16 protein-coding genes and 1 riboswitch are annotated in these 18,038 nt (G+C 67.9%); of the genes, 11 read left to right on the top strand and 5 right to left on the bottom strand.

The genetic code is table 11. The features are described 5' to 3' along the window. The first annotated feature begins 135 nt into the window (after window positions 1-135). Together H1343_RS12905 and H1343_RS12910 are read left to right on the top strand one after the other, a co-directional pair. Entirely contained in the window at window positions 136-711 is a 576-nt protein-coding gene (locus H1343_RS12905; RefSeq protein ID WP_185983280.1) for a DUF1134 domain-containing protein, read from the top strand. A 250-nt stretch (window positions 712-961) separates the two neighbouring features. After that, entirely contained in the window at window positions 962-2,011 is a 1,050-nt protein-coding gene (locus H1343_RS12910) for a hypothetical protein (RefSeq protein ID WP_185983281.1), read from the top strand. On the opposite strand, the gene H1343_RS12915 is transcribed toward H1343_RS12910, so the two are convergent. Continuing rightward, entirely contained in the window at window positions 1,944-2,768 is an 825-nt protein-coding gene (locus H1343_RS12915; RefSeq protein ID WP_185983282.1) for a TrmH family RNA methyltransferase, read from the bottom strand. The genes H1343_RS12910 and H1343_RS12915 overlap by 68 nt on opposite strands. A gap of 140 nt (window positions 2,769-2,908) precedes the next feature. After that, window positions 2,909-3,110, top strand: a riboswitch (cobalamin riboswitch). Window positions 3,111-3,226: 116 nt separating this feature from the next. Between H1343_RS12915 and H1343_RS12920 the strand changes: the two genes are divergently transcribed. The 4 genes from H1343_RS12920 to H1343_RS12935 are packed head-to-tail and all read left to right on the top strand — an operon-like array spanning window position 3,227 to window position 7,771. Next, a complete protein-coding gene (locus H1343_RS12920; RefSeq protein ID WP_185983283.1) occupies window positions 3,227-5,161 on the top strand; it encodes a TonB-dependent receptor plug domain-containing protein in 1,935 nt (644 codons plus the stop codon). Window positions 5,162-5,166: 5 nt separating this feature from the next. Continuing rightward, window positions 5,167-6,024 (top strand): ABC transporter substrate-binding protein, encoded by an 858-nt coding sequence (locus H1343_RS12925; protein WP_185983284.1) that lies wholly within the window; start codon window positions 5,167-5,169, stop codon window positions 6,022-6,024. Beyond that, window positions 6,021-7,010 carry a FecCD family ABC transporter permease gene (locus tag H1343_RS12930; protein WP_425484587.1) on the top strand — a complete coding sequence of 330 codons (990 nt, stop codon included), beginning with the start codon at window positions 6,021-6,023 and terminating at the stop codon, window positions 7,008-7,010. Before H1343_RS12925 ends, H1343_RS12930 begins: the two co-directional genes overlap by 4 nt. After that, a complete protein-coding gene (locus H1343_RS12935) occupies window positions 7,010-7,771 on the top strand; it encodes an ABC transporter ATP-binding protein (RefSeq protein WP_185983285.1) in 762 nt (253 codons plus the stop codon). The genes H1343_RS12930 and H1343_RS12935 overlap by 1 nt, the downstream gene beginning before the upstream one ends. 50 nt (window positions 7,772-7,821) lie before the next feature. Here H1343_RS12935 and H1343_RS12940 read toward each other — a convergent pair whose 3' ends face one another. Further along, a complete protein-coding gene (locus H1343_RS12940) occupies window positions 7,822-8,562 on the bottom strand; it encodes a metallophosphoesterase family protein (protein ID WP_185983286.1) in 741 nt (246 codons plus the stop codon). Window positions 8,563-9,149: 587 nt separating this feature from the next. Between H1343_RS12940 and H1343_RS12945 the strand changes: the two genes are divergently transcribed. From H1343_RS12945 to H1343_RS12965, 5 genes are read left to right on the top strand one after another with little or no spacing between them, the layout of a single operon-like run. Next, complete coding sequence (locus H1343_RS12945) at window positions 9,150-9,827, top strand: sugar transferase (RefSeq protein WP_185983287.1); 678 nt, start codon at window positions 9,150-9,152, stop codon at window positions 9,825-9,827. After that, window positions 9,827-11,059, top strand: coding sequence for a polysaccharide biosynthesis/export family protein (locus H1343_RS12950; protein WP_185983288.1), 1,233 nt, complete (start codon window positions 9,827-9,829; stop codon window positions 11,057-11,059). Before H1343_RS12945 ends, H1343_RS12950 begins: the two co-directional genes overlap by 1 nt. 18 nt (window positions 11,060-11,077) lie before the next feature. After that, window positions 11,078-12,349 carry an O-antigen ligase family protein gene (locus H1343_RS12955; RefSeq protein WP_185983289.1) on the top strand — a complete coding sequence of 424 codons (1,272 nt, stop codon included), beginning with the start codon at window positions 11,078-11,080 and terminating at the stop codon, window positions 12,347-12,349. Between the two features lie 4 nt (window positions 12,350-12,353). Continuing rightward, complete coding sequence (locus tag H1343_RS12960; RefSeq protein WP_185983290.1) at window positions 12,354-13,316, top strand: glycosyltransferase; 963 nt, start codon at window positions 12,354-12,356, stop codon at window positions 13,314-13,316. Next, window positions 13,313-14,335: a glycosyltransferase family 2 protein gene (locus H1343_RS12965; protein WP_185983291.1), complete on the top strand. Its 1,023-nt coding sequence runs from the start codon at window positions 13,313-13,315 to the stop codon at window positions 14,333-14,335. Before H1343_RS12960 ends, H1343_RS12965 begins: the two co-directional genes overlap by 4 nt. A gap of 3 nt (window positions 14,336-14,338) precedes the next feature. Here H1343_RS12965 and H1343_RS12970 read toward each other — a convergent pair whose 3' ends face one another. From H1343_RS12970 to H1343_RS12980, 3 genes are read right to left on the bottom strand one after another with little or no spacing between them, the layout of a single operon-like run. Then, window positions 14,339-15,376 (bottom strand): polysaccharide pyruvyl transferase family protein, encoded by a 1,038-nt coding sequence (locus H1343_RS12970; RefSeq protein WP_185983292.1) that lies wholly within the window; start codon window positions 15,374-15,376, stop codon window positions 14,339-14,341. Beyond that, window positions 15,373-16,863 carry an oligosaccharide flippase family protein gene (locus H1343_RS12975; RefSeq protein WP_185983293.1) on the bottom strand — a complete coding sequence of 497 codons (1,491 nt, stop codon included), beginning with the start codon at window positions 16,861-16,863 and terminating at the stop codon, window positions 15,373-15,375. Before H1343_RS12975 ends, H1343_RS12970 begins: the two co-directional genes overlap by 4 nt. 10 nt (window positions 16,864-16,873) lie before the next feature. Beyond that, complete coding sequence (locus H1343_RS12980; protein WP_185983294.1) at window positions 16,874-18,025, bottom strand: acyltransferase family protein; 1,152 nt, start codon at window positions 18,023-18,025, stop codon at window positions 16,874-16,876. Window positions 18,026-18,038 lie beyond the last annotated feature (13 nt).

The raw sequence follows: 18,038 nt of genomic DNA on the forward strand, positions 1-18,038 counted from the left end.
CGAAAGACACCGATTCAAGCCGCGCCGTTAGGCAATTGAAAACCTTAACGTGTTCCAATCCCAGACTGTAACGGGCGAGCCACGCCCCGACGCGCGCTATCGGTCGCGCTCATCCGGATTCGAAGGAATGCGCCGATGATCCGAATCTTCAAGGCCTTCACCGCTCCCGTCCTCGCGCTGGCCGCGCTTCTCTCCATCGCCCTCGCCGCGCCCGCAAGCGCGCAGCAGAGCGGCTACACGATGGACGAGATCGTGCAGGAGGGGCACAACTTCTTCGGGTCGACAGCAGGCGGCCTCGCCTCCGTCGTCGAGAACGCCTTCCAGCGCTTCGGTCTTCCGAACGGCTACATCCTCGGCGAGGAGGGCGGCGGCGCCTTCATCGGCGGCCTGCGCTACGGCGAGGGCACGCTCTTCACCAAGAACGCCGGCGAACACCGCCTGTTCTGGCAGGGCCCCTCCGTCGGGCTCGACGCCGGCGCGGACGGCGCGCGCATGATGATGCTGATCTACAATCTGCCGTCCGTGCAGGGCGTCTACGGCCGCTTCGGCGGCGTCACGGGCAACGCCTATCTCGTCGGCGGCCTCGGCATGACCGTGCTCCAGCGCGACAACGTCATCCTCGTGCCGATCAAGACCGGCGTCGGCGCCCGACTCGGGCTCAATCTCGGCTATCTGAAGATCACGCCCGCGCCGACCTGGAACCCCTTCTAGAGCGCCGTGCATCCTTTCGGGCGCACAAAGTCCCTCTAACCTGTTGAATCGACCCATCGGCTTTCGGGAACCGGATACGGTTCGCGGGCCGATGCTCAGAGACAGCGTCCCCCGCGAGAACGGCCGGCCGTGCGAAAGTGCGGTCGGCCGTCGCCCTTCACGCGGCACGCTTGCCAAGGCGCCGGACCGGCTCCACAATCGGAGCGAAGTGCGGTGTCCGGCCGTTTGTCATTGATCCGCTAGGTTCCGCATGATCGCCACAGGCCTCGTTTTCGCTCTCGGCGCTCTCGTCGCGACCCTCGTAGCGCTGCTGTTCGTGCCGATCCTGTGGCGCAACGCCCAGCGCCTCGCCCGCCGCGACATCGCCGCCACCATGCCCGCGACCATGAACGAGATCCGCGCCGAGGTGGACCGCGCGCGTGCGGAAGCGGCGGTCGCGATCCGCCGCAGCGAAATGGCCTCCAAGCGTGCCGCCGAGCGCGCTATCGCCGAGCGCGCTGAAGTCGGGCGGCAGGTGCGCGCCGTCGCCGACATGACGGTGGAGCGCGACCGGGCACTCGCCGAGAACGACAGCCTGCGCACCGACATTGTCGACCTCGAAGCCGTCATGCGGGAGATCGACGACGAACGCGCCCGCCTAGAGACGGAGAACGAACTTCTCCGCCGCAAGCTCGTCGAGGCCGAGACGCCGCCTCCCGAAGTAGAGACCGAAGAAGCCGATCAGCCGGCACCGGTCGCAGACGAGCGGCCGGAAATCGAGGAGGACGCGGAGGACGAAGCGGCCCATCGCCGCGTGAAGACGGCCACCGCCGCACTCTCGGCGATCCTCGCGCAGCGCGCTGCGGCACCGAAGGCCACGGGCGAGCCCACGACGACGCAGGCGGCCGCCGACGCGGAAAGGTCGGACGCCCCGCCCGCCGCCGCACCCGCGGCGGTGGCAGTGGCGAACGCGCCTTCCCCACCGGCCGGGCCGATCTCGCTGCCCGAGGCCGAGCGCGCAAAGGTAAACGAGTTGCGCGCCCTGTCGGTGCCGACGCGCCGCCCGGCCGATCCCGCCGAGCGCGCCGCCGAGAACGCCAAGGTGCTGGAAGCCGTGTCAGCCATCGCCGCGCGGGTGATCCATGATGGCGCCGAAGCGGGCAATGCGGAGGGCAGGCCCGCCGACGGCGCCAGACCGACACTTGCCGAACGCGCCGCCGCGCTCGGCACCGCCGAGCCGCAGGAAGCGACCGTCAGTCCTGCTCCGAACGGCAAGCGTAGGCGTGGTGGAGCGCGATCGCGCCGGCCGTCGCCACGTTGAGGCTGTCGAGGCCAGGCGCCATCGCGATGCGCAGCGTGCGCAGCCGCGCCATCACCGTATCCGGCAGGCCCGGCCCTTCGGCGCCGAGGAACAGCGCCACCGGCCCCTGCGGGCGCCAGAGGTCGAGCCGCCCTTCCCCCCGAGGCGAGAGCGCCACGCAGTCGAAGCCAGCCGATTGCAGGAGATCCGCCGTCGCCTCGACGCTGCCGAGGCGCGCGAAGGGCGTCGTCAACGCGCTGCCCACCGAGACGCGGATCGCCTTGCGGTAAAGCGGGTCGCACGCGGTCTCGTCGAGGAACACCGCGCGCGCACCGAAGGCAGAGGCCGCCCGGAAGATCGCGCCCATATTGTCGTGATTGGCGATGCCGGCCGCCACGACCACCAGCGCGCCGGCTCGGGCAAGGCTCGCCGGATCGGGCTCGGGAGCATCCGGCCGTCGCTCCGCATGGGCCATCACGCCGCGATGGACTGGAAACCCCGCGATGGCGTCGAAGACTTCGCGTTCGGCAACGTAGACGGGCGTCGCTCGGTCGAGGCGCGCGAGCCTGGGAAGAAGACCCTCCAGCCGGTTTCGCAGGAGGAGGAGCGCCGTGGGGCGGAAGCGCTCGGAGCGCAGCAGTTCGTCCAGCACGACCGAACCCTCGGCGATAAAGCCACCGCGCCGCACGAGATCGCGCTCGCGGATATCGCGGAACGGTTCGATGCGCTGGTCGCGCGCGTCGGCGATATGCTGGATGAGAAGATCCGCCTGTTCCATCCGGGCGCCTCTACAGCATAGGCGCCGCGCACGGTACTTCGATCTACGCTCGCGGCTCTTCGAGAGTGGCGCGTCTGCAACCCTTGCAGCCCCGCGTGAGCAGACACGCCTGCGCGCCGTTGACGCGCCGGACCCCACACCGCAAGACCTTGAGGGACGGTTCCCCTCGGGGATCAAAAGGGAATGCGGTGCGATCGGAAACTCGATCAATGCCGCAGCTGTCCCCGCAACTGTGAGCGGCGAGTCCATCGTCAACAGCCACTGGGCTTTCGGGTCCCGGGAAGGCGACGAAACGGACGGCGACCCGCGAGCCAGGAGACCTGCCGTCAGCCGTGGTCACACGCGAGCGCGCCGGGCGGGGTGTCCAGGCGGGGATCGATCCGCATGGCCTCCGGGCGTGCGGGACGAAGCCGGGTTTCGCGGTGACGTGCCACACACGCGTGACCCGAGGCCCGACCTTGCCGAAGCTTTCCCTCCGCCGCAGCGCCAGTCGCCCTGCCCTCCTCGCCCTTTCCCTGAGCGCATCCGCCGCGCTGCCCAGCCTCGCGTCGGCCCAGGAGGCCGCGCCCTTCAGCCTCCAGCTCGACGAGGTCGTCGTGTCGGCGAACCTCGTTCCGACCCCCCTCACGAAGGTCGGCAGCGCCGTCACCGCTGTCGAGGGCGAGGAGTTGGAGCATCGCCAGACGCGTCTCGTCTCCGACGTGCTGCGCGAGATTCCGGGCGTCGCCGTCAATCGCGCCGGGCCCGTCGGCCAGTTCACGCAGGTGCGCATTCGCGGCTCGGAGAGCAACCAGACGCTCGTTCTCATCGATGGCATCCGCGTCAACGACCCGTCCGCCGATTCGGAATTCGACTTCGCCCATCTCCTCGCTCAGGAAGTGGAGCGCGTCGAGGTGCTGCGCGGACCGCAGAGCGCGCTCTACGGATCCGACGCGATCGGCGGCGTCATCAACATCGTCACCCGTCGCGGTTCGGGCGCGCCCACCGTGCGCATCCGTGCCGAGGGCGGCTCCTTCGGCACGGCGATGGGCCAAGCCTCCGTCAGCGCCGGCGACGAGACATACGACTTCATCGCCAGCGGGGCCGGCTACCGCACCGACGGCATCTCGATCGCCAGCGAGGCGCGCGGCAACTCGGAGCGCGACGGCTACGAGAACGCCACGGGCTTTGCCAAGCTGAACCTTCGCCCGAGCGAAATCTTCGAGCTGTCGCTCGTCGGCCGCTATGTGGACTACAAAGCCGACGGCGACGACTTCTTCGGCGGCATCGGCGCGGTCGATGCCGACATCGAGACCGACGGCAAGCAGTTCTTCGGGCGCGCCGAGGGCAAGCTCTCGCTCCTCGACGGACGCTGGGACCACATCTTCGGCCTCGGCTACACGCGCAACGAGCGCGACACGACCACCGAGACGACACCCTACGGCTTCACCGGCGAGACGCGGCGCGTCGACTACCAGACGAACTTCTCCTTCGACACGCCGGCCCTGTTCGACACGACCCACATCTCCACTTTCGCGATCCAGCACGAGGAGAACTCGGCCGTCAGCGAGAACGCCTTCTCCTCCTTCGACCGCACGATCGACACGACGGGTTTCGTCGGGCAGCATCAGGTGACCTTCGCTGACCGGCTGTCGCTGACGGGCAGCCTGCGCCATGACGACAACGACATCTTCGAGGACGCCGACACCTACCGCCTGACGGGCGCCTATTCCTTCCTCGAGACGGGCACCAAGCTGCGCGCCTCTTTCGGCACGGGCGTCAAGAACCCGACGCTCTACGAACTTTACGGCTACTCGGAGGACTACCGGGGCAACCCGGACCTTCAGCCGGAAGAAGCGCGCGGCTGGGACGTGGGCATCGACCAGACTCTCTGGGACGGGCTGGCCTTCATCGAGGCCACCTATTTCGACCAGCGCATCGAGAACCTGATCACCGGCTCGGGCCAGACCTCGATCAACCTGCCGGGCGAATCGAAGATCGACGGCGTGGAACTCGGCCTGACGCTTCAGCTCCTCGACGGCCTGACCGCGCGCGCGGCCTACACCCGCACCAACGGGGAGGACGCCGACGGCGACGAACTCGTCCGCCGCCCGCGCGATATCGCCAGCCTGAACCTCGATTACCGCTTCGGCGAGGAAGAGCGCGCCGGCGTCAATCTCGGCATCATCTACAACGGCTCCCAGAAGGACCTCTTCTTCGACGAGTTCTTCGCCAGCCAGGTTGTCGAACTCGACAGCTACGTGCTGGTGAACGTCGCCGGCTCCTACAGGCTGACCGACAATGCGGAAATCTACGGGCGCGTCGAGAACCTCTTCGACGAGGGCTACGAGGAAGTCTTCACCTACGGAACGCCGGGGCGGGCCGCCTATGCGGGCCTCAACCTGACCTTCTGACGCGCATGCGGCAGCGTCTCCTCCCCCTCCTTTTCGCGCTTTCCGCCTTCGGGCCGGCAACCGCATGGGGAGAGGAGGCGCTGCCGCGCGTCGCATCGCTCAATCTGTGCGCGGACGAGCTCGTCCTGCGTCTCGCGGACCGCGCGCAGATCGCTTCCGTGACATCGCTTGCGCGCGACGGGCAGCTCTCGAACGTCTCGGCTCTTGCAGCGGAGGTTCCGATCAATGACGGGGCCGCAGAGGAGATCGCCCTCCAGGCGCCGGACCTCGTTCTCACCGGCGCCTTCACCACGCAGGGCGCGAGCGGCTTCCTGCGCCGTATCGGCACCCCGATCCTCGAACTCTCCATGCCGCAGACGCTGGACGGAACCTACGATCAGATCATCGAGATTGCCACCGCGCTCGGCCAGCGCGAGCGCGGTGCGGCGATTATTGGGAACATGCACGCGACGCTCGACACGTCGGCCGCCACAGGCGAGCGCCCCCGCGCGCTCGTCCTCGAACCCAACGGCTTCACGGTCGGCCCCGGCTCGCTGAGCGACGAACTTCTCGCCCGCGCGGGCCTTTCCAACGCCGCAACGGAGCTCGGCATCGCGGCATACGGGCACGTGCCGCTGGAAACTATCGTCCTCTCGGCGCCGGACATTCTCGTCGTCGATGCCGACGACGACGCCCCCTCGCTCGCGACGGAGATCCTGCGCCATCCAGCGCTGGCCCGCCTCGAAGGGCGCACGCAGATCGTGGCGGTGCCCTCTCGCCTGTGGACATGCCCCGGCCCCGGCCTCGTCGAAGCCGTCCAAAGGTTGCGTGATGGCGCGGCGCGCTGGCGCGATGCCAAGGGCGACGCCGGAGGCGGATCGTGATCGCGCGACCGGCTCTCGCGGGAACGCTCGCGGCTCTCTGCCTCCTCGCCTTCGGTGCATCACTCGCCCTCGGCTATGCGCCGCTCGACCTTCGGGCCGCCTTCTCCGACGCGCTGGCCGGCCGCCAGACGCTGCCCGCGCTCGTCCTCGTCGAACTCCGCCTGCCCCGCGCGCTGCTCGGGTTTCTCGTCGGCTTCTCGCTCGGCCTTGCGGGCGCGGCCATGCAGGGCCTCCTGCGCAATCCCCTCGCCGAACCCGGCATTGTCGGCATCTCCGGCATGGCGGCGCTGGGCGCCGTCCTCACCTTCTACACCGGGTTGGCGGGTGCCTTCGCGCTCGCTCTGCCGCTCGGCGGGATCGCAGGTGCCTTTGCCGCCACCGCGCTCCTCTTCGCCTTGGCCGGACGCACGGCCAGCACGACGACGCTCATTCTGGCCGGCGTTGCCGTCAATTCCTTCGCCGGTGCTATGACGGCGCTTGCGCTCAACCTCTCACCCAACCCCTATGCGGTGATGGAGATCGTGTTCTGGCTGATGGGCTCGCTCGCCGACCGCAGCCTCCTCCATGTCTGGCTGGCGCTACCGCTGATGCTCGTCGGCTGGGCCCTGATGCTGGCGAGCGGCCCGGCGCTCGACGCGCTGACGCTCGGCGAGGACACCGCGCGCAGCATGGGCGTGCGGCTCGCACGCCTGCGCCTTCAACTCGTTCTCGGGGCCGCGCTGGCCGTAGGCAGCGCCGTATCGGTGGCGGGTGCCATCGGCTTCGTCGGGCTCGTCGTGCCGCATCTCCTGCGCCCGCTCGTCGGCCATGGGCCAGGACGGCTCCTTCTCGTTTCGGGGCTTGGCGGCGCGCTCCTGACGCTCGGCGCCGATATCGCCGTGCGGCTCCTGCCCGTCACCCCGGAACTGAAGCTCGGCGTCGTCACCGCCATCGTCGGCGCGCCGTTCCTCTTCAGCCTGATCTGGCGCCTGCGGAGGGATGGCTGATGCGCCTCGCGGCGAAGAGCCTGCGATACGGCGCGGGTGGCACGACGATCGTCGACGGCGTCGACATCGCGGTCGAGCCCGGCCGCCTAACCGGCCTGATCGGGCCGAACGGCGCGGGCAAGACGACGCTCCTGCGGCTTCTTGCAGGGCTTCTCGAACCGCAGGCCGGTGAAATCCGTCTCGGCGACGAGGCCCGGACCGCCCCCCGCGCCCGCGCCCGGTCCCTCGCCTATCTGGCACAGGGCGGCGACGTCGCCTGGGCGATGAGCGTCGAGGCGCTGGTCGCGCTCGGGCGCCTGCCGCATCGCAGGCTCGGCGGGCCTTCGGCAGACGATCGCCGCGCCGTGGAGGAGGCGATCGCGCGCTGCGACATCGGCCATCTGCGCTCGCGCACCGTCGCCACGCTATCGGGCGGCGAGCGCAGCCGTGTGCTTCTCGCCCGCGCGCTGGCCGTCGAAGCCCCTCTGCTTCTGGCCGACGAACCGGTGACAGCGCTCGATCCCTACCACCAGCTCGCCGTGATGGAGATGCTGCGGCGCGAGGCCGATGGCGGCAAGGGCGTCGTGGTCGTCCTGCACGATCTGACGCTCGCGCACCGCTTCTGCGACGAACTCGTGCTTCTGGAGCATGGGCGCGTCGCCGCCTCCGGCGAACCCGCCGAGGTGCTCGGCGGCGGGACGGTGCGGCGCGTCTACCGGGTCGCGTTCCACAGCGGCGAGGCGCCCGGCGGCTCCTTTGTCGTGCCGTGGCAGCGGCTATGAAACGCGCGAGAAAATGAACGGCGCTCTGGCGCGCCGGTCGCCTCGCTGCGTTAGACGGAGAGAAAGCCGACGGCGCCGTCGCGGGTGATCCGCGCGGCAGTCAGTGCGCCGCCGTAGCATGCGCCCGTATCGACGGCGATCCGCCGACCGTCCGCCAAAGGACGCTCGAGCGGCGTATGCCCGTGGACGACGATCTTCGGCAGCGGCTGGCTCAACGCCAGGAAAGGCTCGCGGATCCACAACAGGTCGTCCTCGCTCTGGTCCGCGATAGGCACGCCGGGGCGGATGCCAGCATGCACGAAGAGGTGGTTCGGCATTTCGAGCAAGACCGGCAAGGCGCGCAGGAAGGCCCGATGACGCTCCGGCACGAACGTTGCGAGTTCCTGCTGCAGCCGCCGTTGGTTGAGGTGCAGGCCGCGGTGGTACTCACGCAGATCGCATCCGTAAGCTTCCAGCGTCGCCTCGACGCCAAGGGCGAGCGCGCGCTCGACCGGCAGCGTGCCATCGAGCAGCGCGTGGAACGCCCAGTCGTGGTTGCCGCAAAGACAGATGCGATGGAAACCCTCGGGCGCAGGGCCGATCAGATGTTCGATGACCGCATCGGAGCGGGCGCCCCGGTCGACATAGTCGCCCATCATCACGATCAGCTTCACGCCCTGAAACAGAGCGGCATCGGAGACGATGGCGGCTTCGAGCTCGAGAAGCTTGTCGAAGCAGCCATGCACGTCGCCGACCGCATAGGTGACATGAGGCTGGGCGGACAGGCTGTAGCGGCGGCGGCCGGAAATCATTGCATCCTAAAGCGGAAAGCGAAGGGGATCGCCAGGATAGGGTTGGGTCCGAGCGGCGACAAGACCGACCGCGCCCGCTGCCCGATGCGATTTTTTTCGCCGGTGATGGCGAGATGGAGCGGCGGCGGGAGAAAATCGCGACGCCGGCCCGCTTTCTGGACAGTTCGCATTCACCTTCCACATTCATCTAACGCAGTTGCCGATACTGAGCTGCACGCGATTTTCGAAGTCCCGGCCGACCGTTCGGGAGGTCGCACGCCCAATATCGGCGGAGGACATTACTCGAGAGATGTGAACGAAATCGAAAATCGCCACAAATCACGAGCGGCTGATGACGCTACGTCATCAAGATCAATCCAAATACAAGCAACGGTTTACGCGTTCGCACCACGCAATGCGACACAATCATGAAGCGACGCGACAACTGCGAAACTTCCTAAGCGGCAGATCATCGCCTCCACATCGCCTCATTTGGGCAACTTAGTCAGTCATGCGCAAGTTGCATTGCAGCTATGCGGCCTCACTGTTGATTGAGATGAATTTTATGTAAGGATCATCCGCACCTGAAACAGCGGGGGGCGACCGTCATGGGAACCTCGGTAAATTCGCCGTCGATCGCGGGCAGTGCCATCGGTATTCCTGCAAGCTGCCGGACGAACCACCCGGTCAAGCGCACGCTTGACGTCACTGGGGCGGTGCTGGGGATCCTGTTCCTCAGTCCGTTGCTGCTCGTCGTAGCGGCGCTGGTCAAGCTGACGGATGGCGGCTCCATCTTCTACGGGCACAAGCGTGTCGGTCGCTATGGCCGCGAGTTCCGCTGCTGGAAGTTCCGCACCATGGTGCAGAACGGCGACGAGGTGCTGGAGCGGCACCTGGCGGAAAATCCCGAGGCCCGGCAGGAGTGGCTCGCCACGCGCAAGCTGCAGAACGACCCGCGTGTCACCCGTGTCGGCGCGGTCCTGCGCAAGCTGAGCCTCGACGAACTGCCTCAGCTCCTCAACATTGTCACCGGCGAGATGAGCATCGTCGGCCCGCGCCCCGTCGTCGCGGACGAGCTGCGCTATTACGGGTCGCATGCCCATTGCTACCTGCGGGCGCGCCCGGGCCTCACGGGCCTCTGGCAGGTCTCGGGCCGCAACGACGTGTCCTACGACGCCCGCGTCGCCTTCGATCGGCACTATGTCGAGAACTGGACCTTCGTCAGCGACCTCTCGATCATAGCGCGCACCATTCCCGCCGTATGCCTGTCACGCGGAAGCTATTGATGCGCGTCCCCCGCGCCCTTGCGGCCGCACTCGCCCTCGGCGCGCTTCTGGCTGTACCAGCCGGCGCGCAGGAGGGCGCCTACACGCTCGGCCCGATGGACATGGTCAAGCTGCGCGTCGCCGAGTGGCAGACGGCGGAGGGCGCGTTCCGCGACTGGTCGTCGGTGACGGGCGACTATTCCGTGAGCCCCTCCGGCACGATCTCCATCCCCTTCATCGGCGAACTGGCCGCGACCGGCCGCACCACGGCTGAACTCGGCAAGGAAATCGGCGACGCGCTCCAGCAGCGCTTCGGCCTCGCCGACAGGCCGGAGGCCGCCGTCGAGATCGGCGAATTCCGCCCGATCTACGTTTCGGGCGACGTCCAGACGCCCGGCGCCCTTCCCTTCGCCCCGGACCTAACCGTCATCAAGGCGCTGTCGATGGCCGGCGGTCACCGGCGCGCGGCGGATGCGGGCCTGCGCGTCGAGCGCGACCTGATGCGCGCCCAGGGCGAGGTGGACGTCCTTCGTCTCGAGCACCAACGCCTTCTCATGCGTCGTGCGCGCCTCCAGGCCGAGCTCGATGGTGCGGAAAGTTTCGAGATCCCGGCCGAACTTGCGGAAGCGCCGGCGGCACAGGCGCTGCACGCAGACGAATTGTCGATCATGCGCGCGGACCGCCAGCGCATCGCGCTGCAGAAGCAGTCCCTCGAGGACCTCAAGGAGCTGCTGCAGGGCGAGGTCGAGGCGCTGACCGGCAAGCGCGAGACGATGGACCGGCAGCTCGAGCTTTCGCGTAGCGAGCTGGTGGATGTCGGCGGCCTCGCCGAGCGCGGCCTCGTGGTGAACACCCGCGTCTCCGAACTCGAACGCCGCATCGCCGAGTACGAGGGCCGCGGGCTCGACATCGACACCGCGATGCTGCGCGCGCGCCAGGACATGTCCGAGGCCGATCAGGACCTCATCAGCCTCGAGAACGACCGCATCGCTCAACTGGCCGAGCAGCGCCAGCAGGCCGACGCGCAGATCGAGGCGGTCATCTCGCAGGCGCAGACGCAGGCCAATCTCGTGCGCGAGGCAGCGCTCTTCTCCCCGGCCGCTGCCGGCCTGAACAACGCCGAGAACTTCTCCTATTCGATCGTGCGCACGGTCGCGGGCGAGGTCAGCGAGTTTGCGGCCACGGAGAACACCGCGGTTCAACCCGGCGATGTCGTCAAGGTACGCTACGACCTGCCGGCCAGCCTCTTCTGAGGCCGTGATGAGGGCATCATGAGGATCGCTCGGAGCACGCTGGTCGAGCCGGCGCGGAACCAGCTCTACGCGACCTTTGCCGTCGCGTTCTCGCTGTTCGTCTTCGCCTATTCCTCCCGCCTCGGCGCAATCACGATCCTCGCCTATTACGGCGTCTGGCTGCCGCTCCTCCTCGTCGACTACAAGCGCCTCGTCGGGAATCCGCGCGAACTGATCCTGCCGGCGGCCTTTACGATCTTCGTCATCCTCTCGGTGCTGTGGTCGGACGCGCCGTCCGTATCCCTGCGCGGCGGCATCCAGTACGCGACGCATTTTGTCTGTGCGGTGATCGCCGCACGCCTCGTCGACCTGCGCTCGCTGACGCGGGGGATGGTCCTCGGCGTCTTCGTCGTCGTCCTCTATTCGCTCGCCTTCGGCTATTCGGCCTACGACGCGATGGACGGCAGCTACACCTTCGTCGGTGCCTTCGGCTCGAAGAACCAGCTCGGCCTGTTCTGCTCGCTCGGGGTCTACTTCGTCGCGGTGCTCGTCCTCGTCATGCGAGAGACGCAGCTGGTCAAAGCCGGCGCGCTCGCGCTCGGCGCTCTGTTTTCGGCAACTTTGATGGCCAGCCATTCGGCGACTTCGGTCATCGCGCTGGCGATCTCGCTCATGGCCTTCGTCGCTCTGCTCGGTTTCCTGCGCTTTTCACCGGGCCACCGGCTGGCGATGGCGCTGCTGCTCGTGCCGGCCGCCGCGCTTGTCGTCATTGCCGCGTTGCGCTTCGGCGCGGCCGACGCCGTTCTCGGCGCCTTCGGCAAGGACACGACGCTGACCGGGCGCACCTATCTGTGGGACGTCGGAATCCGCGCCGCGCTCGACCACCCGCTGCTGGGCGTCGGCTACCAGGCCTACTGGGTGCAGGGCTTCCCCGAGGCGGAGCGGTTGTGGGCCGAATTCTTCATCACCTCGCGCACCGGTTTCCACTTCCACAACACCTATATCGAATCCTTCGTCGAGCTGGGGGCGCTCGGCACCGCGCTTCTGGTGCTCATGCTTCTGACGATGCTCCTGAGGCTTGTCGTGCGGATCGTCGTGCAACGCGATTCCGAGGCGGCGATCCTCCTCGGGCTTCTCGCGCTGTTCCTGGTGCGCTCGATGTCGGAGGTCGACTTTCTCTTTCCCTATACGGTCGGATCGTTCCTGATCTTCCTCCTCTCCATCATGGCGAGACGCCCGCGCGAGGCCCCTCCCGTGCCGCTGCGCGCCGCGCGCGCTCCGCTTCACACGCCCCATCTCGCGAGGATCTGACGACATGCGCATTACGCTCGTCATGTGCACCCGCAACCGCGCCGAGCAGCTTCGCCGCGTGCTCGACAGCGCCGCCGCCATGCGGGTACCGGAGGGCCTTGCCTGGGAGTTCGTGCTCGTCGACAACGGCAGCACCGACCACACGCGTGAGGTCGTGGAAAGCTACGCGGACCGCCTGCCGATCCGCTGGGTTTCCGAGCCGGTTGCAGGTCTCTCCAACGCCCGCAACAGGGGCGTCGCCGAGGCGAAGGGCGAATACATCTGCTGGACGGACGACGATGTCGTCATCGACCCCGAATGGCTCGCGGCCTACGCGCAGGCCTTCGACGAGCACCCCGAGGCAGCCTTCTTCGGCGGCGTCATCGAGCCGGTTCTGGAGGGCGAGCAGCCCGACTGGTTCCAGGAGAACCGGCAGGCGCTCTACGCGCTTCTCGCCGAACGCGATCTCGGCGCCGATCCGATCGCGCTTGCCGAGGAAGGCAACCGCCTGCCCTATGGCGCCAACTACGCGCTGCGCGGCGCCGAGCAGCGCCGCCATCTCTACGATCCGGACCTCGGCGTCTCGCCCGGACAGAAGCGCCTTGGCGAGGAGGTTGACGTCGTCCTGAAAGTGATCGGAGACGGCGGCACCGGCATCTGGGTGCCGGGCTCGCGCGTGCGCCACATCATCCCGCAAGCGCGCCAGACGCTCGATTACGTCCGCGTCTACCAGCAGTCCGCCGGCGAAACCTGGGCCTATCTCGCATCGCGCCGTTTGCGGAATTTCATGGGTCCGTCGCTCGACGTCGAACGGCGCACCATCTTCGGCGTGCCGCGCTGGATCTGGCGCGAGGCGGCACGGCACCGCATTCTCTTTCTTCTGAGGCGGCGGGGGGCCTCCACGATCTGGCTCGATCACTGGCGCAACTACGCCTACTATCGCGGTGCGATCGATTATCTGCGCCGCCAGCCGGCAGCGAACGGATGAGCGCCAGCGTCGCGGTCGTCGTTCCCTTCTTCCAGAAGGAGCGCGGCATCCTCGCACGCAGCCTGGCGTCGGTGTTCGCACAGGAGCTGCCCGCCGAGACACGGATGCGGGTGATGGTCGTCGACGACGCGTCACCGGTGCCGCTCGCGCACGAGCTTGCCAACATCACCGTGCCCGAGCATATCGAACTCACCGCCCTGAAGCGCGAGAACGGCGGACCGGGCGCGGCCCGCAACACCGGCCTCGACGCGCTCGATCCGGCGCAGACCGAGTTCGTCGCCTTCCTCGATTCCGACGACACATGGGCGTCGAACCACATCGCCGACGCGCTCCACGCGCTGCGGACGGCTGACGCCGACTTCTACTTCTGCGATCATACGCGTTTCGACATCGAAGGCACCTGGTTCGGCGAGCGCCGCGCCTTCGCTAACTGGGGCGGGCCGGGCCACCCGGATTTCTCCGCCCTGCCCGGCAGCGACGCCGCCGTCTCCATCGCGGCCGCCGATCTCTTCCCGGCCATGCTGGACGAGTATCTGAGTCAGACCTCGACGGTGGTCTATCGCTATGCCCGGCATCCGGCCCTGCGCTTCGACGTGACGCTTCGCAATGCTGGCGAGGACCATCTGTTCTGGCTCGAACTCGTCAAGGCGGGCGAACGGTCGGTCATCTCGTTCGCGCCGAACGTTCATTGCGGGCGCGGCGTCAACGTCTATTACGACGCGCTCGACTGGGCCTCGCCCAAGGTCACGTCGCGCTACGGTTATCTCGTGATGTTCCGGCTGAAGATCATGCAGAGCTTCGCGCTCGACGCCGAGACGCGAACGGCGGTCTCCCGCCAGCTCGACGTCCACACCCGCGCCTATTCCTACCTCTTCGTGCGCCAGCTCGCCAAGGGCACGATGCCCGACCTCAAGCTCGCCTCGAAGCTCTTCGCCATGTCGCCGGCCCGAATGGCCGCGATGCCGATGCACTTCGCGCGGGGCCTGCGCACCCGCAAGAGCGAAGCGCATCTCTGGTAGGCGTCAGCCCGCCGTGCGGGCCTTGGCGAGCGCGATCGCCTCTTCCAACGTCTCGGCGTGATCCGCCCCTTCCCAGCGCGTGCCGAACGCGTCCGACAGACCACGGATCTTGCCGTAGGAATTGTCGAGGAAGACGTGCGGCAGGCCCAAAAGCGTCGACAGGATGTGGACGTGCAGCCTGTCCGTGATCACGAACCGGGCGCGTGACAGCATGGCGATGCCCCGGTCGAAGCGCATCTGCGCCAGCGTCTCTAAATAGCGTGTCTCGCGCGCCGGCCGCGACCATTGACGCGGGTCGAGTGTCTTCAGGGCGTCGATCCGCGTCGCCTTCAGCGCATGAGGATAGAGGCCGGGCTCGTCTACCAGCCAGTCATCCATCTCCCAGCCGGCCGGCAGGTCGGCGGGATCGAGCGCCGCCGTCGAGCGCTCCAGATCGGTGCGCAGGAGAAGAAGCACCGGGATCTGCGGCGCCGGCCGTTTCTGCGCGCCGATGCAGAAGGCCATGTCCGGGCAGAGCGCGACCGTGCAGTCGAACCGCTCGCGGGCCAGCGCGAGGCTCTTCTCGTCGCGCACCAGCAGCGCGAAGGCGCCATGCGCGGCGATCACCCGTGCCGTTCGCTCGATCGCCGCCGGGTCGCGATAGTGGATCGACTGGGGCAACTGGATGACCGTCCGCCCGGAATAGCGCTCCAGCACCTCTTCGCGGAAGAGCTGGTGCTGCGGCCAGAGATCACCGAAATTTCCCCCACCGTGAAGAAAGATCGGCCCTTCCGGAACCAAGCGGTCGAGTGTCTGCCAGTCTGCCTCCTGGCGGCAGACATAGGCCGGCATCGCGCCGAGCGCATCGCGCATCCAGGCGGTCTCGCCGAGCCAGATGGCGCTGTCGCCGACATTGGGATGGTCGGGATAGTCGAGGAGCGCGAAGGGCGTGCCTCGAGCGGCCGCACGCGCGGGGGCCAGCTTCTCGTCGATCAGGCCGCGCAGCCGGGCGATCAGCGCTTCGTGCGTCTCGCGTTCGATCGTGGACGGAATGGCGCTCATGCGGCTCTCTTCTTCAAGGGCGACATCGACAGCGCCAGGGACAGGAACGGCTTCAGCATCCGCCAGCCGAGGACGAGGATCGCGCCCGCGTAGACGAGGCCGCCGAGCACGACGCAGACGAGGACCGCCGGCCAGCCTTCGCCGACCTGTGCGGCGATCGGCGCCTTGGCGAAATAGACGGCGACGGCCATCATCAGCGATGCGGCGAAGGGCGGCCACATCGCCGCGAGCGTCGCCGACGGCATCACGGCGGCATGCTTCTTCAGCGCATATTGCTGGTAGGGCATGGTGAGGTAGGCCCGCGCGACATAGGTGGCGGCGACCGCGATGAGCCCGTAGGGCACGGCGATCCATGTGAGGATCAACGTCGCGGCGAGTTGCGCCGCGGCCACTGCCAGCACCGACTGCGCGCGGTCCATCGCCGCGAGGGCGGGCGTTGCGAAGAAGTTCATCACGAAGGGCACGGCCATCAGGACGAGCACCGCCGCGATGTCGCCCGAGCCTTCCCACTGTGCGCCGAACAGGAGGGGGATCATTTCGTCCGACAGCGCCCCGAAGCCGAAGAGCAGCGGGAAGGTCGCGAGCGCCGCGGCGCCGACGATGCGGTTGTAGGCGACCTGGAAGCGCTCCGGCTGCTCCTGCAGGCGCGACAGCGTGACCAGCGAGACGCTGCCGATCGGCTGCAGCGCCGCCTGCCCGATCAGCTCGATCATCCGCCAGGCGATCCGATAGCGCCCGACCTCGACCGGCCCGTACCAGCGCGAGATGAAGATGTCCTGGACACGCGCGAGCATCATCCAGAGGACCTGCGTGACGACCATCGAGGCGCTGAACAGGAACACCGAGCGGAAGCGCGCGATGCTGAAGCGCAGGTGCGGGCGCCAGCGATAGGCATGCCACGCGAGCGCCACGGTGACGACGGCGTTCACCGCCGCCTGCACCACCAGTGCGTAGACGCCCCAGCCGGCGAAGGCGGCCGCGATGGCGGCGGCGCCCGAAAGCACGCTGCCGGCGATGGCCTGTGTTGCGAGCTTCCTGTGGCCGAAGTCCCGCGCGAGCCGCGCATTGTGGATGACGGCGAGCGCGGAGAGCGGCAGGACAGGAGCGAGCCAGCGCAGGATTTCGGCCACCGCCGGATCGTTGACGAAGGTGCCGTAGGCAGGCGCGGCGAAGAAGACGATGGCCGCGACGGCCGTAGAGAATCCAAGCGTCGACCAGAAGGCGGTGTCGGCCAGTTCCTCGTCGAGCGTGAGCTGTCGCGTCACCGCGTCGCCCATCCCCGCATAGGCGAGGATGCGGCCGATCTCGACGAACAGGCTCGCGAGCGCGAAGGTGCCGAATTCGGCCGGCCCGAGAATGCGCGCCAGCACCACGAAGATGACGAAGGTCGCGAGCGTCGTCGATGAGACGCGCAGCACCGACCACAACGCCGCGAACGCCGTCTTGGTCTTCAACTCGTGCGTCTCGTTGCGGACTTCCGTCGTCATCGTCCGTCCGTCATGCCGTGCGCGGCACCCGCTCGGCCGCGCGCGCCTTGCCCTTACCGCTCCGCGCACCGAGCGCGACGGCGAGCACGCCGGGCATTACCGCGCCCAGGATCGCGTGGAGCGCCAGGAGAAGCACGACGGTCACGGGGACCGAGAGGAGGTAGAAGAGCGGGTAGGACGTGCCGGTCTTCATCCAGACCATGAACAGGACCACCAGCGCGGGAGCGTGGGTGCAGAACAGCCAGAAGGCCTTCGAGCCGTTGCGCGCGACGAACTGTCCCGCCGGCAGGCGCACGAGGCACGCGGAGAGAATCCAGACGGAGACGCAGATCGCCACCTGGGCGGCGAGAAGGACGCCATATCGGCCGGCCTGTCCGAGGGGAGCGGCGGGCGCCATAGCCCAGGCCATGACGAGGCCACCGACCGCGCAGACGAGGATAGCCGGCGCGACATGTCCGTCGAGACGCGTCAGGTCCGCCTTGCGTAGACCGAGGAGAAGCCCGGCGAACAGAAAAAGTGGGATGCTGGGGCGGAAGATGACGAGAGCCTGGAGCTCTCCCCAGACGGGCACCTGCCGACCGAGCACCACCATGAAGACGAGAAAGGCGAGCGTCGGCCAAGGGGCCCTGCGCGCTCCGATGAAGAGGAGCGGCGCAAGGATCATGCAGACCACCATGTCGCGCAGGAAATACAGGGGTTCGTTGATCGGGTAGTCGGTGAGGCCGAAGGCGTAATTGATCTTCTCGCCGACGCTTGCGCCGGCGACGTCGTGCCAGAAGGTCCCGCCGCCTGCGAGTTGCATGGCGTAGACGGCCAGAAAGGTGCCGACGTTGAAGATCAGGAACGGCACGAGCAGCGTGCCGGCCTTCTTTCTCAGGAGATCGCCATAGGGCTTCGACATCTGCCGCGCGAGCAGAAAGCCCGAGATGACCGAGAGCGCCGGCACGCCGGCCCTGAAGAGCCCGTCACGCAGGTAGATCATGAGATATTCAAAGCTGCCGCCCGTTCCGGCATAGGGCTCGTACTGCGCCGTGAACGGAATGTGGACGAACATGATCCCGACGATGAGGACGAGCCGCAGGAAGTCGATGCGGGCAGAGATGTCGCCGGCGGCGGCAGGCAACGGCGGACGGACGTCCGGGGTGGGTCGCGCTTGCGTCACGGATGTCTCCTCG

Origin of the sequence: Aureimonas mangrovi, assembly GCF_014058705.1 — a bacterium.
Lineage (GTDB): Bacteria > Pseudomonadota > Alphaproteobacteria > Rhizobiales > Rhizobiaceae > Aureimonas > Aureimonas mangrovi.